Annotated in this window: 21 protein-coding genes and 2 pseudogenes; 9 read left to right on the top strand and 14 right to left on the bottom strand. The window is 53.8% G+C overall.

The annotated features are described in order from the left end of the window. Positions 1–59 precede the first annotated feature (59 nt). The gene (locus tag ACVWYU_RS04800) at positions 60–854 is read left to right on the top strand and encodes a DNA adenine methylase (RefSeq protein WP_457372066.1); all 795 of its coding nucleotides are present in this window, start codon (positions 60–62) and stop codon (positions 852–854) included. 337 nt (positions 855–1,191) lie between these two features. Here the strand turns inward: ACVWYU_RS04800 and ACVWYU_RS04795 are convergent, their stop codons facing one another. From ACVWYU_RS04795 to ACVWYU_RS04780, 4 genes and pseudogenes are all read right to left on the bottom strand, one after another. Beyond that, positions 1,192–2,118, bottom strand: coding sequence for a hypothetical protein (locus ACVWYU_RS04795; protein ID WP_457372065.1), 927 nt, complete (start codon positions 2,116–2,118; stop codon positions 1,192–1,194). A gap of 127 nt (positions 2,119–2,245) precedes the next feature. Next, positions 2,246–2,713 (bottom strand): hypothetical protein, encoded by a 468-nt coding sequence (locus tag ACVWYU_RS04790; RefSeq protein WP_457372064.1) that lies wholly within the window; start codon positions 2,711–2,713, stop codon positions 2,246–2,248. A gap of 145 nt (positions 2,714–2,858) precedes the next feature. After that, positions 2,859–3,038, bottom strand: a pseudogene (locus ACVWYU_RS04785) (IS5/IS1182 family transposase); the annotation flags it as partial. After that, positions 3,034–3,585 (bottom strand): transglycosylase SLT domain-containing protein, encoded by a 552-nt coding sequence (locus ACVWYU_RS04780; RefSeq protein WP_457372265.1) that lies wholly within the window; start codon positions 3,583–3,585, stop codon positions 3,034–3,036. The gene ACVWYU_RS04780 and the pseudogene ACVWYU_RS04785, both read right to left, overlap by 5 nt. A gap of 1,681 nt (positions 3,586–5,266) precedes the next feature. Here ACVWYU_RS04780 and ACVWYU_RS04775 point away from each other — a divergent pair. Continuing rightward, positions 5,267–5,764: a hypothetical protein gene (locus tag ACVWYU_RS04775; protein WP_457372063.1), complete on the top strand. Its 498-nt coding sequence runs from the start codon at positions 5,267–5,269 to the stop codon at positions 5,762–5,764. Between the two features lie 45 nt (positions 5,765–5,809). Here ACVWYU_RS04775 and ACVWYU_RS04770 read toward each other — a convergent pair whose 3' ends face one another. From ACVWYU_RS04770 to ACVWYU_RS04750, 5 genes are all read right to left on the bottom strand, one after another. Continuing rightward, on the bottom strand, positions 5,810–7,045 hold the full coding sequence (locus tag ACVWYU_RS04770; RefSeq protein WP_457372062.1) for a PDDEXK-like family protein: 1,236 nt from the start codon (positions 7,043–7,045) through the stop codon (positions 5,810–5,812). A gap of 354 nt (positions 7,046–7,399) precedes the next feature. Continuing rightward, entirely contained in the window at positions 7,400–8,230 is an 831-nt protein-coding gene (locus ACVWYU_RS04765; protein ID WP_457372061.1) for a hypothetical protein, read from the bottom strand. A 739-nt stretch (positions 8,231–8,969) separates the two neighbouring features. Further along, the gene (locus ACVWYU_RS04760) at positions 8,970–9,935 is read right to left on the bottom strand and encodes a hypothetical protein (protein WP_457372060.1); all 966 of its coding nucleotides are present in this window, start codon (positions 9,933–9,935) and stop codon (positions 8,970–8,972) included. Positions 9,936–10,040: 105 nt separating this feature from the next. Continuing rightward, a complete protein-coding gene (locus tag ACVWYU_RS04755; RefSeq protein WP_457372059.1) occupies positions 10,041–10,364 on the bottom strand; it encodes a hypothetical protein in 324 nt (107 codons plus the stop codon). Positions 10,365–10,978: 614 nt separating this feature from the next. After that, the gene (locus tag ACVWYU_RS04750; protein ID WP_457372058.1) at positions 10,979–11,188 is read right to left on the bottom strand and encodes a hypothetical protein; all 210 of its coding nucleotides are present in this window, start codon (positions 11,186–11,188) and stop codon (positions 10,979–10,981) included. 793 nt (positions 11,189–11,981) lie between these two features. Here ACVWYU_RS04750 and lpxO point away from each other — a divergent pair. Next, positions 11,982–12,881 carry a lipid A hydroxylase LpxO gene (lpxO, locus tag ACVWYU_RS04745; protein ID WP_390956218.1) on the top strand — a complete coding sequence of 300 codons (900 nt, stop codon included), beginning with the start codon at positions 11,982–11,984 and terminating at the stop codon, positions 12,879–12,881. A gap of 66 nt (positions 12,882–12,947) precedes the next feature. Here lpxO and ku read toward each other — a convergent pair whose 3' ends face one another. Further along, positions 12,948–13,808 carry a non-homologous end joining protein Ku gene (ku, locus tag ACVWYU_RS04740; RefSeq protein WP_090321383.1) on the bottom strand — a complete coding sequence of 287 codons (861 nt, stop codon included), beginning with the start codon at positions 13,806–13,808 and terminating at the stop codon, positions 12,948–12,950. A gap of 190 nt (positions 13,809–13,998) precedes the next feature. Between ku and ACVWYU_RS04735 the strand changes: the two genes are divergently transcribed. Next, positions 13,999–14,355 (top strand): hypothetical protein, encoded by a 357-nt coding sequence (locus tag ACVWYU_RS04735; RefSeq protein ID WP_247255854.1) that lies wholly within the window; start codon positions 13,999–14,001, stop codon positions 14,353–14,355. A 51-nt stretch (positions 14,356–14,406) separates the two neighbouring features. Continuing rightward, positions 14,407–15,558 carry a PQQ-dependent sugar dehydrogenase gene (locus ACVWYU_RS04730; RefSeq protein ID WP_457372057.1) on the top strand — a complete coding sequence of 384 codons (1,152 nt, stop codon included), beginning with the start codon at positions 14,407–14,409 and terminating at the stop codon, positions 15,556–15,558. Between the two features lie 52 nt (positions 15,559–15,610). Here the strand turns inward: ACVWYU_RS04730 and ACVWYU_RS04725 are convergent, their stop codons facing one another. Next, complete coding sequence (locus tag ACVWYU_RS04725; protein WP_390956215.1) at positions 15,611–16,708, bottom strand: GNAT family N-acetyltransferase/peptidase C39 family protein; 1,098 nt, start codon at positions 16,706–16,708, stop codon at positions 15,611–15,613. 92 nt (positions 16,709–16,800) lie between these two features. Here ACVWYU_RS04725 and ACVWYU_RS04720 point away from each other — a divergent pair, with 92 nt between their 5' ends. The 3 genes and pseudogenes from ACVWYU_RS04720 to ilvA form a co-directional block, all read left to right on the top strand. Beyond that, positions 16,801–18,387, top strand: coding sequence for a RimK family protein (locus tag ACVWYU_RS04720; protein WP_247255857.1), 1,587 nt, complete (start codon positions 16,801–16,803; stop codon positions 18,385–18,387). Positions 18,388–18,394: 7 nt separating this feature from the next. Next, complete coding sequence (locus ACVWYU_RS04715) at positions 18,395–19,318, top strand: magnesium transporter CorA family protein (RefSeq protein WP_457372056.1); 924 nt, start codon at positions 18,395–18,397, stop codon at positions 19,316–19,318. Between the two features lie 304 nt (positions 19,319–19,622). Further along, a pseudogene (gene ilvA / locus ACVWYU_RS04710) lies at positions 19,623–20,618 on the top strand (threonine ammonia-lyase, biosynthetic); the annotation flags it as partial. A gap of 62 nt (positions 20,619–20,680) precedes the next feature. On the opposite strand, the gene eco reads toward ilvA, so the two are convergent. After that, the gene (eco, locus tag ACVWYU_RS04705) at positions 20,681–21,163 is read right to left on the bottom strand and encodes a serine protease inhibitor ecotin (RefSeq protein ID WP_457372055.1); all 483 of its coding nucleotides are present in this window, start codon (positions 21,161–21,163) and stop codon (positions 20,681–20,683) included. Between the two features lie 303 nt (positions 21,164–21,466). On the opposite strand from eco, the gene ACVWYU_RS04700 reads away from it, so the two are divergent. Next, positions 21,467–21,739 (top strand): DUF1652 domain-containing protein, encoded by a 273-nt coding sequence (locus tag ACVWYU_RS04700; protein ID WP_090321402.1) that lies wholly within the window; start codon positions 21,467–21,469, stop codon positions 21,737–21,739. Here ACVWYU_RS04700 and ACVWYU_RS04695 read toward each other — a convergent pair. Further along, positions 21,736–22,131 (bottom strand): hypothetical protein, encoded by a 396-nt coding sequence (locus ACVWYU_RS04695; RefSeq protein ID WP_090321404.1) that lies wholly within the window; start codon positions 22,129–22,131, stop codon positions 21,736–21,738. The two genes, ACVWYU_RS04700 and ACVWYU_RS04695, sit on opposite strands and share 4 nt — an antisense overlap. 91 nt (positions 22,132–22,222) lie before the next feature. Continuing rightward, a complete protein-coding gene (locus ACVWYU_RS04690; protein WP_457372054.1) occupies positions 22,223–22,498 on the bottom strand; it encodes a DUF2790 domain-containing protein in 276 nt (91 codons plus the stop codon). Positions 22,499–22,577: the final 79 nt, after the last annotated feature.

The following is a 22,577-nucleotide window of genomic DNA, read 5'->3' as shown; positions in this document are numbered from 1 at the left end:
TGCACGAAGTGCGGCGAGCCTAGCACCTGTTTATCCATACAGTAAAGGTCTTGCTATTTATGTCTACTCCCATCATCCCTTGGATGGGCGGCAAACGCCGCCTGGCCGACCGCCTCATTCCGCTTTTTCCACCACACGAATGCTACGTCGAAGTTTTTGCCGGCGGTGCCGCGCTGTACTTCATGCGACCCCAGGCCGCGCCCGTTGAAGTCCTAAACGATATCAATGGCGACCTGGTCACGCTTTACCGCGTTGTGCAGAACCACCTCGAAGAGTTTGTGCGCCAGTTCAAATGGGCACTCAGTTCGCGTCAGGTGTTCGAGTGGCAGAAGATGACCCGTCCCGAAACCCTCACCGACATTCAACGCGCGGCCCGCTTTTTCTACCTGCAGCACCATGCCTTTGCCGGCAAGGTCTCCGGACAGACCTTCGGTACCGCGACCACCGGCCCAGCCATCAACTTGCTACGAATCGAGGAAAATCTCTCGGCTGCTTGGCAGCGCCTGTCTGGCACCTACGTGGAAAACCTACCCTGGCTCGAGTGCGCTGAACGCTACGACCGTCCTCATACCTTTCATTATATGGACCCGCCGTATTGGCAGACTGCCGGGTACGGGGTGGATTTTCCGTTTGAGAATTACGAGCGGATGGCCGACTTCATGCGCCGCTGCAAAGGCAAGGTCATGGTCAGTATCAACGATCACCCGGATATCCGTCGCGTCTTCGAGGGCTTCCACTTTGAAACTTTGGACATCCGCTACAGCAATACCAATCAGCGCCAAGGTAAAGCTGAGGTCAGCGGCGAACTGGTGATCATGAACTGGGAGCCGATTGCATTAGGAGGATTGTTCTAGGTCATCAGGTGTAGGAGGCCGGTGCGCCGAAAGCAGTCACTGGTGACCGGCTGCGTTCGGCCGATTCTGTTGAAAAAGTCGGCCATAGCTTCCACGATAAAAAAGTACGCGCTTGAGATTGAAATCTTTACTTTGAGCAGAGCATTCCGGGCTCAGATTTTGCGTAGCTGCGCGCAAAAAAGGCGTTTTCAGCAGTCCGTACGTGGTCCATCTGGAAGGGCCGACTTTTTCAACAGTATCGGCCTATTGCGGACGCTGATTCACGTTTGAATCAACCGGACTGCCGGAGGCAAGTTCGGTTGAGTGGGAGTTAAATGTCTTAGCGGGATATGCAGTCTCATTTAGAGCGGCCGATCTTCTCCAGACCATCAGCCACTTGCCCGATGCCAGTGTAGATTGAGGTCGCAACTCCCACATAGACGGGAACGACTGTTGCCTCAATGCTGACGAGATTTGAAGTCAGACCAGCCGTGATACCTAGTGCGGCATTCGCTGATGCCAAACCTGTTCCCGCAATAATGCGCAGCGTGGGCCCAGCCCAGCGAGAGAGGAGTGTGGCGTCTGACTCTTTCTTGGGAGGCTCCTCCGATGCCTTTGAGGGAGTGCGGTTACGCGATCGAAGAATCAGGTTATCACGCCGCGCGAATGCAAGATCCAGTTGCTCCTTGTGCTTGGAAATGCTCAAGCTTTCGGCCTTATCACTAACATGCGCAATTAGCTCATCTTCTGATTGGAATTCCAGATCTGCGGCAGGGAGAAGGAACTCTCGAGGTATCGAACGCAGATCGCTTGCATTCTCCTGCAATGCCTCTAGGAGACCGGAGTCCTCGAGTGCGAGGAACACATCTTCATGCAATCGAAGTGCAGCATCAGTCTTGGAGGCTACCAATCCAACGAGGTCTGCGATGTGCTCTGTGTCATATGCGTGCCACCTGAGTTCGTCAGCGCGTTGCGAAAACTTAACAAGTTGGTGGAAGTCAAGTCGACGAAACGCTTTCTCTAAAGGGGGCTGCAACACCCCCTCCAGATCAAACATCCGCTCCTGAAGTTCGCCAGCGTCCTCTCGGAACAGTGTCGGGTGTTTTGGCCGCTTGTGGTCGTAGGAGGTCGACCTCCAGGACGATCTCCTTACGAGTAGAGGAAAATCTAACTGCTTCTCGGTGGCGACTAAGAGTCCTTGAGGAAGCTCTCCAACGAGCCAACCTTCGACGGAGTCACTGTCGGTTTGAACCTTTACCCAGACACCTCTTTCTCTCAGTTGCATGTGCATCCTCCGATGAGATCGGTAGAAAAGGAGTGAAACTGATTAAAGTGCTACAAAACGACCCTAAGCAGCCTGTGGCAGTCGACAGAAATCAGCCGAAAGCAGCCAGTCAGATGCGTCTATAAAGCTAGGTGGCATTCAGGTTGATTACATGTGTAATTGAGAGGAAGAATAGCAACGTGCCCAAAATCATAACAAAGGCATGAGGAAGTGCGACATGGGGCCACAGTGTGACTTGTTTAACTCTCTGGATTCGTATCGTTTTCCACGCGCTGTACCACGACGAGCCAATTTGGAATGGATGTTCGACTTTCGCTTCACCACGAAAGTGTGCTTCGATCAGATTGCTCCGGGAGTAGTAAGAGATCTGAAAGAGCTTCCATTCAATCTCAAGTAGCCAAAAAAATGCAGTACTTATGGAGGAGATAAGAAAAGGAAAATACGAATGACTAGCGAAAGCTCCAGCTATCGAGACCAGACCGAAGGTTACGCTCCAAGCTTTGATAGTCAAGGCGCGTGAATCGAAGTCCTCAATGGTCTTTTGGAGATGTAAATATTCTGCTTGAAGCGCTGCATACAGTTGGTCTTCAGTCATAGAAGGTTCCTTTTTCTAAGTGCCATCGTTCGTTCGATTTAAGTAATCTGCCAGATGATCCTGTCTAGCCAGTAACCTACGCTGCGGTTTTTGGTTTGATTCAGCCAGTACTATTTACAATAGCCTATGTCAGAAGCTGCGGCTGGCGGGCCAGCTTGGCCATTGAGCTGAGTTGATCGCGGTCGGAACCGACGTTGGTCACCTCGTGCGCAACGATCAAATGGTGCTGAGTATCGACCGCTGTCTGCACGTTGTAGCCGACGACTCCCGTTCCGCGCGTCATCATGGAGCGGGCGTCTGGATCGCTCAGTGAGACCTGTTTATTCGTCGAGACCTTTTTTAGCCAACGCAGTGACAAAATTTGGTACACCGGATCCAATGGTCCATTCCCCTGCAGTATTGACGCGCATGCAATCGGAGAAAAATGCAACATAGCGATCTATATGTTGGCCGGTGCCTGTTGGATAACAAAGTAATTTCCACCGATTTAGTTCGCCACCATCAAATATAATCGACCCCGCATTGTATGCGGCCGCAACCATAGGAGGGTCAAAGTGTGTGTTGCCCAATTTTTTTGCAATGCACGCTGTACCAGCTTCGATAGACAGTTCTGGGGACAATAATTGGTCGCCGCTGATATTCCGACCTAACACGCCTTGGGCCGTTTTGACTAAGGTCTGCATGAGTCCAACACTTTCGTCACCTATTTTTGGTTCTTGACGACGCGCGGTTGGATTACCTCCACTCTCTGCTGCAATGGTTGCGACAATAAGTTCGACCGGTACACCATATTGCTTAGCATATTGCGAACAAAGCTCTCCGTAACGATCCCAAATAGCGCGTACAGTTGTCGGTTCACCCGCAGTGCCCATAGCTGGTGCACCTTCCACTGAAACACCTTTTGAAGTGAGCGCCCAAGAAACCCCCTGTGGAAAGTGTTTGTGCGGTGTCGTTAGCTGTGAAATAACTTGTTCCAATATGTCAACGTTTGCAGGAGCAGTTGGTGAACTCGGTGTACTAAAATTATCTGTAGTGGCTGTGGCTGTGGCTGTGGGTGTGGGTTGATTAGATGGAGGAGGTGGATTTGAGGTTGACTTGCCAATCTGTTCACTAAGATTTTGTACCGTTTGAGCAATTTGGTCTCCTTTGTCTTTTGAACCTTGGCTGCTCCCCCAATAAAAACCAACAATGTTGGCAGATATACCATTAATAAAGCCTACAGCTGTACCTATTAGACCGAAAGCAGCTGTTACTACATTGGCTTTATCAGTGGGAATTACAGCTCCTGTGAAGACTAAAATCAATGCTCCGATAACTACGACTAGCAACCCCGTCAAACTAAAAGCCACCAGCCACATGCCTGCAGAAAAAACCTTCCCTGCAAGACCGGTATCCCGCTGAAAGTCCCCAGCCCGGGTGCGGTCTTCCAGCTCTAATTCTGCGAAGCGAATGCCGGCATCAATCTCGTATTTCCTCAGGTCAGCTTCAGCACTGCGAAGCTTAAGCAGAAAGTCGGGGTTGTTTGAGTTGTTCTCTACTAAAGTTGTAATTTCTTCAGGTGTCAAAGTTGTGTTGGTAGAATTTGCTGGCTGCTTCGGTGTAATTGTTGGTGGCGTTTGGTCTGTCTTTGTATCTGTTGTATCTGTCGGTGCCGGTGCCGGTGCCGGTGCTGGTGCTGGTGCTGGTGCTATTGGAGATAGACCTGTTGAAAGGGCCCCAGAAACGACAGCGGCAGCGATTATATTAAATGGCGGAGGCAAGGTAAGTGCAGCAAGCAATGTTGGAGCTACCGAGCTAAGTATGGACTTTGTAATGGGAGTCAACGCCATTTTCATCACTCCAAATCAAGGATGTAGACAGAGCGATTTTTTTGATCTGTCTGATTTAAAGCGCTAGATGTTCTTTTTCAAATTAGGTCGGTTTTTTCATGAGTCAAGCCGATCCGATAGTAAAAATTGCAATAGGTAACTAACCGTCTAGAAATTATGCAGTTAAAAAGACGGCGATGGAATTCTTCAAGTTCATGATTTTTAAGAGAAGAGAAAGCTTTGGCGACAAGGTACAAAGCGACGGTGGAGCGGAGACCGTCACAATCCGGATATAAGCAGCTGGATGCGAACGTCCGCTACTGGCAATTCTGTTGAAAAAGTCGGCCATGGTTTCCACGGCAGAAAAGTACGCGCTTGAGATTGAAATCTTTACTTTTAGCAGAGGATTCCCAGGCTCCGATTTCGCGTAGCTACGCGCAAAAAAGGCGTTTTCAGCAGTTAGTACGCGGGCAGTTTGGCAGGACCGACTTTTTCAACACAATCGGCCGTTTTCTGCCCATCGCGAGGGGCTGAAAACGACCCAATGACGGTGGGGACGGGCAGAATTCGGCCAGAAGCGATCCTTCACTTTTTACTCTGGTACGAGAATGGGCCCGCTGACCCAATTGTTTTTTCTTCACGCCCCGCGTTACCCTCGAAACAAGTCGAATACGTGAAACAGATGGACTTGCCATCGTGGTGCATTCCCGTCGGCCAAATAAACGGATAGCAAGTTGAGGGGAAAGTGGACTTTAAAGAAGCATTCATCCTGGTAATGGATCTTGCTCAGGCCATGCCTGCGATATTCGACAGGGTCAAAATAGAGTTCGCCTTTGGTGACGGCAATCCCACCATCGGCGACTGGTCGGACCCAAGCAGCCCAGGAATGCTCGTCACCGGCGATGGTGTTGGTTGCAAGAGCGGCGTGTATTTTTTTGGCTCGCCCGAGAGGGAAATCCTCTACATCGGCAAGGCAACCAGGAACAATCTGCACCATCGGGTTTGGGACCATGTCAAGACGCCCAGCATCCGAGAAGACGGCAGGCGGACCTTTCCCAACCACCGGTTCACCGGGCTTGAGCAAGACAAAAATCCAATGCCCCACATTCATAGCGGTGAAGCACGGATTGCAGTCATTACGGTCTCTGACCCGGTGGTGGTATCCCTCATTGAGGTATATCTACATACGGCCCACGTAAAACGGCACGGTAGATTGCCAGCTTTCAACCGACAAATTGGCTAGTCAACAGATCGGCGCTCCTTGTCGTTGCGACGGGCTGACACTTCCCTACTGCAACTCAGGCTGGCCAGGCAGCCCTGATTTGATCAGTTCGACAGTGCGCAGCACCTGCGTGACCAACCCACCCGGATCAGACAAACAGTCCATTTTGCTTGCAACGTTGTCCTGGTAAAGGCATGAGTACCAGTTGAAGGCGTTCCAATTCCGCTGCATCAGGTGTAAAGGCAATTGAGGAATCGGCGCCAACAGCCTTCCATCGCTTGCCAGTTTCCCGTTACTGACCGGCACCACGCCATAATGCAGCGCATCGGTAGCAACCTCGATTCGCAACAACACCCCCTCAACGCCAATGTCGAAAAACATCCCCACGTTCTTCAACCTCAATGCCTTGGGCATGAACCACTTGCAGCAATTCGCCTCGATACTTTCATGCCCGGCAAAGTCAATCGGCGATGGCATCGGAGCATAACGCTCTGATAATGCTCGTCGCACAGCCTCAAAGTAGCCGAACAATACTTTCCCCTTCGCATGGGGGAGTGCTTGGGCGATGGCTTCGGCCGCCTGCAGATTGTCCCCGGCGGTGAGAAGATCAATTAGTGCGTTTCGTGTGGTATGCGTCATAGCCCGCCCTGTGATTTTTTGGACCAGGTTCTTGTATTGGATCAATGCGTGCTGAAGTGCAGGCGTCTCGCTTGAGGAACTGATGCACCGCTCAAGCCAGTCCAGGATGTGCTCCTGGTACGACAGTCGACGGTAACTCACGTCGCAATGACTACTTGCCTGCGCGTCCGTGCCTTTTTTTGTCAGGTACCACAACTGCCACTTCTTGCCTGAGGCCTTGCCAATATCGTCATAACGCTTCAATTGTTGGTTGCCGTCGAGAGCGTCGATCTTGTTTTCAATAAGGATGAGGTGATCCCTCAGGTGAATCACCACATCAACACGACCATACCCCGCGAACGTCTGCTCCTTTTGCACCCTGGCTTCGTTGAGGCTGCATTCATGCGCAAAATCCATTGTCGACAAGAACAGTTCGAGGAAGTGCACGCCTTGACCGTGACGGCCCTCGGGGCTTAATAGTTCTGCGATCATCGCCGAGTGAGTGTTGACCTCGGCCCGCTCGATTCGGGTGATGGTGAAGAGGTTGAACAGCTCACCGCTTGCTGCGAGTTTGGTTTTCGCCTCCCTCACCAGGCCGCCGGCCTGATCCAATAACAACTGTACTTTCTCCATGCTCACTGAAACTCCGTTGTGCTGATGGATGGCGTAGCTGGGGGCAAGCATGTCACTCCAGGGTGGTTCATGGCTAGACGCCACCAGAGGCCCCGTGCCCAAGTCTGGCTGACGAGGTCTTTTCCAAAGCTGTGACCAACTGAAAACCTGCCTTCTGATACAACTTACGGGCATCGCAAAGCACGTCGGTTGACCAACGCGCCGCAGTGACGACCGACAGAGATCGACCCATTTCTGCCGGTCAAAAAAAGGACGTAGTCGATCCCAATGCTGGCATTTAAGAGGTGCGCTAAATAGCCGACTATTATGAGAGCTTGAGCGTGATATAAAATAAATAGATATAATATCCGCTCGGCTTAACGGTGCGGCTGTTAAAATCTTTCCTGATTTAGCTTTATAAAGCTATTACTTAAACAGCCTCGGAGTTAAGGGTGCCGGAGGTGTGTCTAAGTATCTGTCACCAAAGTAAGTAAGGAGTATTTTTCCAAATCGACTGCTTCTAAATGCGTCGATACGCTGGGAAAACTCAACAAATATTTTCCTGATGGTGTCAGTTTTATACTCTGAGTGGTCTATCCCGGTGTTAATGTCACAAACGGGGTAGGTGCCCGACGAAATGGCATTATTTCCGATGGGCTCGTAGGTTGTTGGTTCGAACTTTGGTAATATACTATTTAACGTACGGTCATTGTAGCTGTATAAATTGTATGTTAGTGCTATGTTTTTATGTGTGAAAAGCAGCCATTCCAAATCATCTTTCTCAAGGACGCCTGCCATCATGAAGAGATAAATAGTAATGTCTTTTTTAATGTGCTGCACAGCTTGGTATAAAACTATCGTGCCCAGTGAGTGGGCGCTTAGCACGACGTGATCGCCAGGCTTATGTGCGGAATTTATTTTATTGGCTAATAATTCTCCGATTTCTATCGCTCGCTCGTTTGCATTACTCCATTGCTCATGCTTTCTAGTAACCTCATCCACGTCGAAGATGGCAACGATTGCGCTTATTATTGAGTCGAATTTATCGCCGATATTCTCTGAGTTCCAGTTAATTATATTTGTCGGAAAAGCTGGGTTTTTTTCTTCTTGAATTCTTTTGTGTAGTAGCTTTACGTCTTCTGGAATGAACGAGTAGTTCCAGGACCAACCGAGATGAGGGTTGTACAGAAAAAAACTTTCCCATCCATTGTGATCTGAATTGAATCCGTGTGTGAAATAAGAAGTTAATTCGCTCATGGTCTTCCTTGTATGCGTTATTTTCTTTGATAGGTACGAAAAAGTTGGTGTACGAATTTATCGGTGATGTGATAGAAAACCTTAGAGCGGCCCCGATCAACTTTTCACGATTACACGGAAAAATATTTCTTCAGACAGGTAAATTTTTGCGCTCGATGAAATTTTATTACACCTCGATAGTCCGCTCACTGCCGGTCATGGCCACGCGACTGACTGGTCAAACCCTTAGAAAATGACCGGTCAGGTCGAATGCAAATGGGTGGGTAAATCTGTGAAATTACCCTTAAAACAGCCTTTTGATACGGTTTTCCTGGTGCTGCTCGTTGCCACAACGCCTTTCAGATATACGAAGTTACGAGGCCTGTGGTGAGGCACTACGGACTAGGCCTGGATCAAAAGCTAGGAGCGAGCGTGGATCAATCGATATCAGCCAATTCAAAGCAATCAACTCGTTGCGCTGGGAGCGGACCGAAAGCTGACCAACCCAGCGGGGCTGCATCGAAAAGCGTTCTTTGCCCATTTAAGTCGGTCGGGGACAGTCGTTGAGCGCTTTACCAATGCAGCTACGAGTATTCCGAGTTCCGAAAAACTTCTAAGTTATATAAGTACAAGGCAGAAAGAGCTTTAAGCAAGTCAGGAAAATTTGTTAAATATAAATGCCGTCTTGTAGGGCACGTGCTCCGTGACTGGCTACCTTTGAGGAACAAATTTGGCCACCAATCCACTAGAGAGTGGTCTTTCATTTCGATGCTGATACCGGTTTCTGCTCACGCTCACACTGTGTTTTTCCATCAATGGTAAGGGTTCCATTTTCACCGATCGAAAAAACTTTCTTTACGATGTCCTTATACGGAGATTTTTCACCCTTGTATTCAGCAGTTACACTATTATGAATTAATACATTCCCTTCAATTTTGAATGTCCCTCGAACGATCGATCCCAGAGGTTGAAACAAATCGTACGAACCGTCGGCGCCATATCGAACTCTACTTTTCATGTCAGCATGACCAGGCATCATACAGTTCCATGAGCCGACAATTTTTTGTAGGTCACCGAGGGTGGGCTCTTGCCCCTTATCCCGACGATTGCAAAGGAAGTGAGTGTCATCGACTACTCCTGCCTGCTCGGTTGATAACATTGCGACTCTCATACGACCACTTGTTTGCGCAGGAGATGCCTTACCGTCCATGATTTTAGACGTGTAGGTCTCGGAAATGTGGTCACCATCAAAAATATATGTGCCCTTAAGTAGAAGCTTTCCGCTAACGATGTTTAGTGATGCGGAACCGTCTACACTGTAGGTTCTAATGGCGAACTTGTCTTCTGACCCTTTGCAACTCCAGTCCCCTATGATTGAGCCATCTGACCCCGCTCCGCGGAACTGAAGCACCAGTTCAGGCCGTGCTGCTTTATCCGCTTGTTCCTCCGCCTGACATGCTTTGCGAGCTCTATCGGTCAACGCTACTACCCCGGCATCAGGAAAAGTCTCATATACGTCTACAACAGCTTTGCGAAGGGTCGTCTCATCATCGGTGTTGCGAGTTAAATTAGGGATCAGGAAAATAGCCTTTGCCTCAGGGACACCCTTGTTTCGCATAGAGACTACTGCTTGGTACAACAAAACGTCTCTATTGCAGTCGGCCTGGGCGATACAAGAGGTCATACCTAAACTAAACCACATTAATCTTGAAAAAAACGCTTTCATAATACATCCTTGATCATTAAGTTGCTGCAATCACTAGTTAATTAGCTTTGATTCGTCAGTAGCATCTTCAATCCCAATCCTTAAACTATTCTTGGATCTAAATCACTACAGGGCGACTTTATTTTCTATCAGGCATTGCCGGTAGGAAACAACTTTTATTTGTTCAGAGTCATATGCTGTGTACACCTCATACGCCCCTGCAATCGCGCCCACCATTGACCGCCTGTCATCCTCATTTTTGATGTGATCCATGTAAACTACCGCTGCCTCCTCGCTGATCCCTTGTTCCCGAATCTGGGCCGCAGCTTGGTAATACTTCGAGATTTTAGTGCAAAAAGTCTGAAGGTCGTTTGTAGATTCTTCAGCCATTACTACACACGAAATGGTGGAAAGAATGACGGCGAGAAATCCACGTGATTTTAAAGCCATGACTGCCTTCCTTGAGTGCGTAGTGGCAAGACGACAGCACTTTATGAAAAATTTCGATTGCGGGCAAGTTGCTCGACTAGGAGGCGTTCCGGAGGGGGCTTGGCTAGTGGCGCCTTGATGACTTGGCCGGACGGATAGCGAGCTAACGCACTGCGTTAGGCGTCTTGGTTGGAGCATCAGCCCGGGAGTGCTAAGCCTGTGGTCGCTCTTTTGATCCTGTCCCACTTCGATTGGGACCATATGAACGCGCCAGCGACCTAGTGGAGCGATTCGAGGTTGACAGAATTGTTCTGCCATATTCTGGGTCAGTAGAGCTGGCGGTTATCTTGGCCAGCCAAGTAGCATCTTTAGACGAACGCGCCGTCGCACAGCTACATAGCATCGCGGCAGAAGGGAATACTCTCTGGGGGGCGTTGCGATTCATCCAGCTACAGAGTGAGCCGACATAGAGAAGTGAGCCTCAGACAGGGTGTGGCAACCGAAACCATAAGAAGCCGAACGTCCGCTGTTGGCCGTATTCTGCCGGTTCTGACCGGCAGCTATGGGTTGAACGCGCCCGCCCTTGTGCGCACTTCACTCCGCTGCTCGACGGTTGAATCCACAGCCGATCACGGTCACTCCGGCGTCATCATTACCGCGAGCGTCATCTTGATTAATTCTTCATTACGGTTGATCGCTTCCAGAGCGCCGCGAACATTGCCACCGACCTCAGTCGCTCCGCGTTTCTCAGCCCAAAGCGTAAGCTCCATGATGGCAGCCTCCAGGGCGAGTTGATTTTCGTTGAGCTTGTACAGCAGAGAAGGGAGCAGGTCGGCATTGGCCATCGCGAATCCTCCGTGAAGCATTCAGCGTAGCAGTCGAATGTTTGGGGTGCGACTCAAGGTGATCTTGCTTAAGCAAATCCCGGTTCGCCTAACCCGCCCACCAAGAACCGGTAGTGCCCGTGACAGCTTGCTAAAAAGTTGCTACATCGTGAAGAGATAACGTAGGGCGAACCCAGACTCGCCGGGGCTGTGGTGGTTGGCTACATCCAATCCATCATTGGACCTCATCGCAGAGGCTCGCCGTACTGGAGGTTAGGGGGGGGCCTGATACCAATTCTGATACCAAACGGCGTTATTTAAGGTGTTTTGATGCGATCCGGCGCGGCTCAAGCCCTTGATTTTCCTGCGCTTTACGCAACATCACGACGCCCAAAAGATCGCATGGTGATGTTAGCTGTAGAGATCAAAGGTTTTTCCTGCGAAGCATTCAGAGTAGCGGGTGGCGGCAGTACCGAATCAGTACCTGCGCTGAGGCCGGGATCATTCCCGTCATCAACCAAGGGGGGGCGCATAAAGTTTGGCGGCGATTGTACTGGTCTGGCTCTTTAAACGATAGGGCAATCCGGCCCCTCAGACGCTTTGCTGGCATCAGCGGACAGATTTTCAACATTTCAGGTTAACTATTGGTTACAAAGTGTGGCTAAAATGCCACCTATCATTAGTTGCCGATATTCAGCGCCGGCTCAACGGCGTGCCATAGGGCTGCTAATCATATTCAGACGCTGCAAAAGCCCCGCAGGCCAGAGACTGGCAGGGCGCGCAGTTTGTTCACCCATGACGTGTGACGAATTCCGTGAAACTCATCATTGCCGCTATCTACGTTGTCTCCATCGCGTATGTCCATCTGCGTGGGCGGGTGCGCCATAAACTGGGCCGCCAATTGAGCGACCACTCGACGTTTCTGGCGCCGATCAACTGCTTCCTTTATCTGTTCTCGAAGCTTCCCAACAAGCCGTATCTCAATCCGGCCGACTTTCCCGACCTGAGCCCGTTGCAGGCCCACTGGGAAGAAATCCGCGCCGAAGGCCAGAACCTCTTGCAGGCCGGGGAGATCAAGCGCTCCAGCCAGTATGACGATGTGGGTTTCAACTCGTTCTTCAAATCCGGCTGGAAACGCTTCTATCTCAAGTGGTACGGCGACAGCCATCCGTCGGCGATGAAGCTCTGCCCGCGCACCACCGAACTGGTGCAGAGCATCGGTTCGATCAAGGCGGCGATGTTCGCGGAATTGCCACCGGGTTCGAAACTGGTGCGTCACCGCGACCCGTACGCCGGCTCTTACCGATATCACCTGGGCCTGGCGACGCCCAACGACAGCGGTTGCTACATCAACGTCGATGGCGAGAACTACCATTGGCGCGATGGTGAAGCGGTGATGTTTGACGAGACGTACATTCATTACGCCGAAAACGCCACCGAGCAGAACCGGATCATTCTGTTTTGCGACGTTGAACGGCCGATGAAGTATCGCTGGGCGGCCGCGTTCAACGCCTGGTTCAGTCGCAATGTGATGTCGGCGGCTGGAGCGCCGAACGAGGAGGGTGACCGGACCGGCGCCATCAATCGACTGTTCGGCAGGATCTACAAGATTCGTCTGCGCGGCAAAGAACTGAAAAAGCGCAACCGTAAGCGCTATTACCTGGAAAAGTGGGCGATCTTCGGCGGGTTGCTGGCGATCTTCATACTGGTCTGATTCATTCGCCGGGTCGACCGAGGGCATCGCGGGCTTGCCTTCGGTGAGCCAGGCCGGCCGCGCGCCTTACTTGCTGACTTTTTTCCTTGCCGCCGGTTTGGCAGCCGGTTTGGGTTTTGCGGTCGCCTTGCCTGGCGCCTTGCCGCCCAGACTGCGTTTGAGCAACTCAGTCAGGTCAATGACATCCGCTGTTTTGCGCTCCTCTTCGCCGGTGGCCGTTTCCACATCCTCAATCTTGCCTTCGTGGGCTTTCTTGTCCACCAGGGCCATGATCTTGTCCTCAAACTCGTCCCGGTAGTCATCCGGCGACCACTCGGCGCTCATGTCCTCCACCAGTCGCTTGGCCATGTCCAGTTCGCCCTTGGCCAGCTCGGCCTTGGTGACGTCAGGGCCGAGCGCCAACTCCTCCAGACTGCGCACTTCCGCCGGCCAGCGCAGTTTCACCAGCACCATGGCCGATTCCAGTGGCATCAGCGCCGCCAGATACTGGCGGGTGTGCAGCACTACGCGTGCCAGGGCGACTTTTTTGGTTCGGGTGAGCGTTTCGCGCAACAGCGCATACACCTTGCCCCCGCGTTTATCCGGTGCCAGGTAATAGGGCGTGTCGATGTTCTGCAACGGGATCTGTTCGCTGTCGACAAAGGCAAAAATGTCGATGGTCTGGGTCGACAGGGGATGCGCCGAGCGAATTTCCTCTTCGCTGAGCACCACGTATCGACCCTTTTCGTACTGGACACCCTTGACGATGTGTTCCTTGGTCACTTCCTTGCCGGTGATCTTGTTGACGCGCTTGTAGCCCACCGGGTCCATGCTGCGGCTGTCGAGCCAGTCGAAATCCACCCCATGGGAAGACGTCGCCGAAACCAGCGCCACGGGGATGTGCACCAGGCCGAAGCTGATTGCGCCCTTCCAGATTGCCCGCGCCATGGTCGTCTACTCGTGAGTGATGATCAGCTGACACGTGGCCTCTGGAAAAAGTTTCAGCGACCTTCAGCCCCACCGGGATGGGGCGCCAACTTCGTGTTACATCTTCTCGGAGTTTTTTGTTAACAAATACGAACCCCGAGCGTAGCGTGCTATCGAAGACTCTATTCTGGCTCACGTCGAGAGGCTCCCCATGAACCGATGCATGCTTGGCCTCATCACGCTGGCCCTCAGCGGTTTCATCATTCCGGCGGTTCAGGCTCATGTGGCAGGGTCAGGTGCGCCGATGCAGATCGCCCAGAACTTGCCGGGCAGCAATAACAATCCCTACAACAGCCCGATTCGCCGCGCCAATCCAAACAGCATGCAGGGTACACAGCCCAGCGCGCCTGCCGTCCGGGGGCCGAACACCGTGCCGGTTCCGCGGCCACCGACCCTCGATAATGGTGGCGTCGGCAATCGCTATCCTCAGGATCGGCCGGCCCCCACCAGCCCACCCAAGTTCATCCCCAATCCGCCTCAGCGAGACCCGGACGCCCGCAACCCGTGATGGCCGGGCAGCCAGGCTGTCGGTCATTTCTCATGACAAAAGGAATCGTGCATGTTGCGTAAAACCCTTCTGGCCATTGTCTGTGCCAGCGCCTTGATGACCACCACATTGTCCGCCATGGCAGCGGCTGCCCAGGAGATGACGAGCGAGCAGGGCACGCTTGAAGTCACACCGATCGTCACGGGGCTGGAACATCCCTGGGCCCTGGCGTTTCTGCCTGACCGCCAGGGCATGCTCGTGACCGAACGGCCCGGCAACCTGAGGCGGGTGACGGCTGACGGCAAACTCTCAGCACCGATCAGTGGCGTGCCAGAGGTCTGGGCCAAGGGGCAGGGTGGCTTGCTGGATGTGGCGCTGTCACCCGACTTCAAGCAAGACCGCACGGTCTACCTGTCTTATGCCGAAGGTGGAGGTCAGGGGGACAAGGCCGGGACTGCCGTCGGCCGTGGGCGCTTGTCCGAAGACCTGACCTCACTCAAGGATTTTCAGGTGATTTTCCGTCAGGAACCGAAGCTGTCGGTCGGCAACCACTTCGGCTCGCGGCTGGTGTTCGATCGGGAGGGCTATCTGTTCATTACCCTGGGAGAAAACAACGACCGCCCGACCGCCCAGGACCTCGACAAGTTGCAAGGCAAGGTGGTGCGGATTTACCCCGACGGCAAGGTGCCGGACGACAACCCCTTTGTCGGTCAGGCCGGCGTGCGCCCGGAAATCTGGTCGTACGGTCATCGCAATCCCCAAGGTGCGGCGCTCAATCCCTGGACCGGCATCCTCTGGGAGAACGAACACGGTCCCCAGGGCGGTGACGAGGTCAATATCATCGAACGCGGCAAGAATTACGGCTGGCCGCTGGCCACCCATGGCATCGACTATTCCGGCCAACCGATCCCCGAAGCCAAAGGCACCACCGCCGAAGGCACCGTCGCACCGCACCATGTCTGGGAGAAATCCCCCGGCCTCAGTGGGCTGGCGTTCTACGACGGCGACCGATTCAAGGCCTGGCAGCACAATGCGTTTATCGGTGCTTTGGTGACTCAGGAATTGATTCGCTTGCAGTTCGACGGTGATCGGGTGGTCCACGAAGAGCGCTTGTTGGGTGAGCTCAATCAACGCATTCGCGATGTGCGGCAGGGACCGGATGGCTATTTGTACGTGCTGACCGATGAAGCGAACGGTGGGCTGTACAAGCTGGGACTGAAATAACGTGCAGCACCGTGGAGAGGGGCAGGCGCCCTTGCCATAGCAATCGGGGCGTTCACTCGCGACGATACAGGATCACCGCCGCCCGCAGCTTGTCCCGGCCGAACCGGCACATTTTTTCGAATTCCCCGTGGCTGACCGGCAGATGCTGGCAGTCCATGGGTTGGCGATGCTGGCTATGGTCCACATCGGGGTCATGCAGGTAGACGAATTCGTCGTCGCAATCGGTGACGATCACCCAATGCGGCGATTTCGAACGGGTCAATCGATAGCTGCTGATCAGCACCAACGGCTGTCCTCCCTGTTCCAGCAAGCGCGGCAGGTTCAGCGCCCCGCCCATCGCACACTCGACATCAGTGGCTTGCAACTGCGTCGTGAACTCATCGTGCACCAGGCGCATGACGTCTTTTTTATGCTCGTCGCGCACGCCGTCGAGGAATAAAGGGCCGGGCATGCTCAATTGCAGATTCACCCGAAAGCCCCGCCGCCAGGCCGCCAGTGCCAAGCCCTGTGGACTGCAACCTCCGTGACCGGAAGTCATGAACACAGTGGTCGCCTCGCGCCAGATCTGCAGTTCTTCGCGGCGCTCCAGCGCTCGGCCCTGTTGCAACGCGCCCATAGCCATCAGCAGACAGGCCGGACCGCAGGTGAAATCGGTGGTTTGTGGGTAATAGGGCACCTGGATGTTTCGTGAGTCGCGGTGCTGAAGGATGCGCTTTTCCAGGCGCAACGCGTCGGCGTGGTCCTGGTAGTAGTCGTGAATCAATGCGAAACGCCGATAGCCATTGCGCTCATACAGGGCAATCGCTGCCGGGTTATCGATGCGCACCTCCAGCCGCAAATAGGCGCAATCGTGCGCCAGTGCACAGGCCTCGATGCGCTCGAGCAATTGTTTGCCCAAACCGCTGCCCCGCGCCTGGACCGCGATTGCAATCGAATACAGGCGTGCCAGCGACGTACCGCGATGGAACAACACAACGGCATAGCCCACCAGGTCCTCGCCACGCTGGGCCACCAGCAGTTGTCCGTGTGCCCGAGTGATCATCCATTGGAAGCTGCGACTGTTGAGCCGATCCGTGGTGAAACACTGTTCTTCAAGTTGCAGTAGTGCAGGTAGATCCTCAGTGACCGCCAACCGAAATACGAGACTCATATGACCACCGTAAAAGTTGCGTAATGAAACGGGACTTTCGAAAAAGTTCGTGCTTAATAGGAAAGGTCTTGTTCTCCAACGGATCAATCACTATGTCAGCGGTACAAGGTCATTGGCGCGCAGTATCCGAGCAAACTTTGCCGGCAGCAATCACTTCCGCAACTTATTTAAATGATGCGAATAGAACTTCCAGCCAATTGATTATCATCGTCGAGCGCAAGGAAGATTGGGCCTCTTATTTCCCCAGTGAAGACATCGTTACGGCTCAAGAGTATCTCGAGCAAACCCGCGACAATGACCAGGGCAAACGCGTTCAGGTGATCAACCTGTGCCGTAGCTACAAGTACCTCGGGCATGGCTACTATTGCTCCCTACTGGCCGAAGCGCGCGGCCACAAGGTCATCCCGTCGGTGCGGACCATCAGTGAGTTGACGCGTAAATCCCTGTATGGCCTGGCGCTGGATGATCTGGACAAAACCCTTGAGAAAGCCCTCAGCCATCATCTCTACAGTGATACCGAAGGCTTTACCCTGACCTTGTATTTTGGCAAAACCAACATCGAGCCTTTACAGGATCTGGCGCGCCAACTATTTGAAGTGTTTGCCTGTCCGATTCTGTTAGTTGAGTTTCGCCGAACTAACGGTTGGCACATCGAGGGCATCAAGTATGGTGCGCTGCACAAGTTGCGTGAAGATCAGGAAGATCAGTTTGCGAACTCGCTGGACAGTTTCAGTCGCAAGATCTGGCGAATGCCGCGATCAAGGCGTCTGGCTCGTTATGACCTGGCGATATTGCACGATCCCCAGGAAGCCTTGCCGCCGTCCAACGCCAAGGCGCTGGACAACTTTGTCAGGGTCGGCAAGACCCTGGGGATCGACGTCGACTTGATTGAGCGCAAGGATTACGCACGAATCGCCGAGTACGACGCGCTGTTGATCCGCGAGACCACCAGCGTCGACAACCACACCTATCGTTTCGCCAAGAAAGCCGAGAGCGAAGGGCTGGTGGTGATGGACGATCCGACGTCCATCCTGCGCTGCACCAACAAGGTGTACCTGACAGACCTGCTCAAAAGCCACCAACTGGGCATGCCTGCCACCGAAATCCTCTACAAGGAGCGACCGGAAGATTTCGAACGGGTCGGCGAGCGCCTCGGTTTTCCGTTGGTGTTGAAAATTCCCGACGGCTGTTTTTCCCGAGGCGTGATCAAGGTTGAAAGCCAGCAGGCATTGCTCGAAGCCACGGCCGAGCTGTTCGAGCATTCCGTGCTGTTGCTGGCCCAGGAATTCTTCTACACCGAGTACGACTGGCGCATCGGCGTACTTAACCGCAAACCGATCTTTGCCTGCCAATACTTCATGTCCAAGGGGCACTGGCAGATCTACAACCACAAGGCCAAGGGCCAGGACATCAACGGCGAATGCCGGACCCTGGCCGTTCACGAAGCGCCCCGCGCGGTGGTGGAGCTGGCTGTGAAGACCGCCAACCTGATCGGCGATGGCTTGTACGGCGTAGACCTCAAGCAGTCCGGTGACAAAGTGGTGGTGATCGAAGTCAACGACAACCCGAACATGGACGCCGGCATCGAAGACGCTTATTTGCAGGACGATCTGTATTCACTGGTCCTGGAGGAATTCGTCCGCCGCCTTGAACTCAAACGCCGCGGCCAGGCCTGGTGAGCGGCCAATGATCAAAAGTTATCAATTGAGCCAGGGTACGCTGCACGCCGTTGAAAGACTGGATGCCGAGGTGATGCTGTTCAGCAATCCCGACGCCGCCGAACGGGACCTGCTGCACAGTCAATTCAAACTGGATGATCACGCCCTGGCCTCGGCGCTCGACCCTGACGAGGTGTCGCGCATCGAATTTCACCCCGACAACCTGTTCCTGATCTGGAAGCGACCGGACAATTACTCTGGCGCTGACAGCCTGGCTTTCCAAGTGTCGTCCTGCGGCCTGTTGTTTTGCCTGGGTCGCTTGCTGGTGATCACCACTGACGATGCGCCCCTTGGCGGACTCGGCAAGCGCCAGCCGCTGAACACGCCACTGGATGTGCTGCTCGAATTACTGTTCAACAACATCCATCACTATTTGGGGCACCTCAAAGTGATCAAGATGGTTGCCCGGGAGTTGCAGCAGAAATTCAATGCGTCGATGCAGAACCAGCACTTGATCCAGATGTTCAATCTCAGCGAAAGCCTGATCTATTACATCAACGCCATTCACAGTAACGGCGCGGTGCTGACCCGGCTGCGCAATCATGCGGAAAAGGAGCACTTCGGCGCCCATGCCATTGGCTTGATCGACGACCTGATCATCGAAAACAACCAGTGTTACAAGCAGGCGGAAATCTACTCGACGGTGTTCTCCGGGCTCATCGACGCCCGGGGCAACCTGATGAACAACAGCATGAACAACCTGCTGCGCAAACTGACATTGATCAACGTGGTGTTTTTGCCGCTGAACCTGATCGCGAGTATCGGCGGCATGTCCGAGTTCAGCATGATGACGGCGGGGACCCCGTGGTGGGTTTCTTATCCATTGTTTTTGCTGGCAATGATGTTCGGGGCAGGGGGGATGTTGCTGTGGCTGAAGCGATTGGCGAAGTGAATGAGGCCACCTTCACCGTAATTGAAGTGCTCACTAAACCCTGTGGGAGCGGGCTTACCCGCTAAAGCAATCTCGACGACGCTACAGGTTCAGGATCAACAAGCCAAAGAAAATTGGCCATTGACTTGCCATCAGCACCCGGCTAATTTCCGGACATGACTTCCACCGTATTGCGCTGCCAGCCAAGCATTATTACCGCCATTCCTCATTTGGCGGGCTAGCTCACGACTGCAGCACCCAACCCGCCCTAGAGGCGGGTTTTCATTTTCTGTCTCGGGGCTCTGATCAACGTCAGGAGACGATCATGACCCGCGTGCACACCCAACAATCCCTGCTTGGGCATTACGTCAAAAAGATCCTTGCGGCGCCGGTCTACGAGCTGGCGGTGCGCACGCCGTTGCAACCGGCGCCAGCGCTGTCGGCGGCATTGGGCAATCAAATCCTGCTCAAACGCGAAGACTTGCAACCCACCTTCTCCTTCAAGATCCGTGGCGCCTACAACAAACTGGTCCAACTGAGCCCTGAGCAAAAGGCGCGGGGCGTGGTGACGGCGTCGGCGGGAAATCACGCCCAGGGCGTGGCGTTGGCTGCACGTGAGCTGGGGATCGACGCCACAATCGTGATGCCCGCCACTACACCGGAACTGAAGGTGCTCGGGGTGCGCAGCCGTGGCGCGGACGCTTTGTTGCATGGCGAGAGCTTTCCGTTTGCCCTGGCCTTTGCGCTGGACCTGGCGCAAACGACCGGGAAGACTTTCGTTTCGCCCTTCGATGACCCGGATGTGATCGCGGGGCAAGGCACCGTGGCCATGGAGATCCTGCGTCAGCACCAGGGGCCGCTGGACGCTATTTTCGTACCGGTGGGCGGTGGTGGCTTGATCGCCGGCATTGCGGCGTACGTCAAATACCTTCGGCCTGAAGTACGCATCATCGGTGTCGAATCGGAGCACTCCGCTTGCTTGCAGGCAGCATTGCAGGCAGATCAGCGCGTCGTCCTGCCAAGCGTCGGCACCTTCGCCGATGGCGTGGCCGTCGCACAGATCGGCGCCCATGGCTTTGAAGTGTGCCGGTTTTGCGTCGACGAAGTGCTGACCGTCAGCAACGACGAACTCTGCGCCGCGATCAAGAATATCTATGACGATACCCGCTCGATCACCGAACCTTCCGGTGCATTGGCGGTGGCTGGAATCAAGAAGTACGTCGCCAGAAGCGCAGCCCGTGGCCAGACCTTCGTGGCCATCGATTCGGGAGCCAATATCAATTTCGACAGTTTGCGGCATGTGGCCGAGCGCGCCGCGTTATGCGACGCCCCGGCGTGAATCAAGTCAGCCGGCAAGCGGACGCCAAACGGTGCGTTTCACGGTTACTCAGCGATTGCGTTATCGACTTTGCCGGAGGCTGACCAGATCCGGTAGCGAACCTCGACGTCCTTGGGCACGTAGAGCACGATGGGCAGTTTGCTGTTGTAGCGCAGCATGAACCCGTCACCGACCACCGGCACGAAGTCCTGGTGACTCTTGCCATCCGGGCATGCCATGAGGGTGCTCATCGGGCCGATGACTTTTTCCAGGCGGTAGAACGGATAGCCCCAACCCTCAAGGTTTTTCTCTTCGAGAATGCCGCCCAGGCGTTGGCGATTGCAGTCGACGTTCAAGGTTTTGCCGGCGAGGATCTCGACCTGATAGTCGTCTTCACGGGCTTGCGGGGTGAGGTGGATAACCTGGCGGGTAAAGCCACTTTCAGGTTTCGGAAAGGGGGCGACCTCTTCAAGTTTCGCTGCGTGCGCAGCGCTCGACAGTAAGGCAACTATCAGCCCAACGGTGGTGTTAGCGGTCCAACAACCCATGTTGCCTCCTTGCGTATGTGTGGGGTCAGCGGATACTGGATCAGCGTGTTTCTATTCTTGACGGCATCGGCGGCTAATGCAAACCGGACATCGGAGTGTGCAAATTGCAGGGCCTCTGAATGTGTTTTTTGCAAATTGCACGGTCAATATTTGAGAACGCCGGAATAACTTCTTGATTTACCGATGAACTGCACAGCGAAATTCAAGGCATGTTTTATGCTGGAGTAGTTCTCAAGCTGGCCGGGATTTCACATGAGTCAGCACCGACAGTTGATTGGCAGTCTCACAAAGGAGAGGGTCGCCATGTTTTTATCTGCCTTGGAACTACGCAACATCATTGAAAGCAGTTTTCTACCGAAGCGCTGCCAATGCACGCTGACGCCGGAGTTGTCGATGACGGTAAAAGTGTATTCGGACGGTGAGACCGATCAGCTGGATCTATTGAAAACGGGCATAAACGCTCAACAACTCAATGGCTGCCGGGAAATCAATGATTTGATCGCCGAACTGCGTTCAGACCTTGAACTTCACCATACGGAAAGCGTTCACCGCCACGTGGTGGGCAAGGCCGGTTAGCCCACTGTCTCGAGCTCCGCCGATACGCGTCGGGTCTGGAAAAACGCCAGGCCCAGCGCCAGTTCGAATCCGACCGCAAGCAATATGCCCGGACCGACATGGCCATTGAGCCATTCGCCGAAACCCAGCGCCGCCAGTCCCCAGCATCCAACCGTGAAGCCATAGCTCAATGCTTGACGGATGGGTGACGGTGCTTCATTGCGAATCCGATAAAAAATCACGCACAACGCCGCAAACAATACGGCGATCCGTCGTGCCATCAGTCCAGCCGCCAGCGAATATTCGATATCCCAGGTCGCCAGTAACCACTGGGGCGTCAACCCCCAGACCAGCGCCAGTAGCAGACACAATGTGGCAGTGAATGTCGACAGCGTACGAAACGATAACTGCATGGCGAATCCTTGCGGCAGTGGGGGAAGGCGCTAGAGCATAGCGCCAGAACCCGCTCACGAATACCGCAAGGTGTTATTTCAGACTTTTCAGTCAGTTCTGATAACTGCAGGCGTCAGACAGTTTTCGGTAGGCAATCTCCGCAGGCTTGCCCGACTGGTCATCGATGTACTTCATTTGCGCCGTGACAACCTTGCAATCCAGGGTGTCCGGTTCGGTCAGCGCGATGACTTTACCCACGTGCAGCGACATGCCGTAGTGATAGGAAGGTACGGATTGAGTGGTGGTAGTGGTGTCGTTGGCCTGTGCAACCCCTGTCAATGAGGCACAGACCAGGGCGGCGGAAACGAGCAGGGTGCGCGAGTTCATGAGACGATCTCCAGTGCAGGCGTAAGTCAGCTCGACGTGTTGTCGAACCTGCCGCACTGGGCGTCAGAGGGCTCTGCGG

The organism is Pseudomonas sp. TE12234 (genome assembly GCF_054061835.1).
The sequence above is the reverse complement of the archived record's forward strand: the minus strand, read 5'-3'. Positions and strand labels throughout refer to the sequence as shown.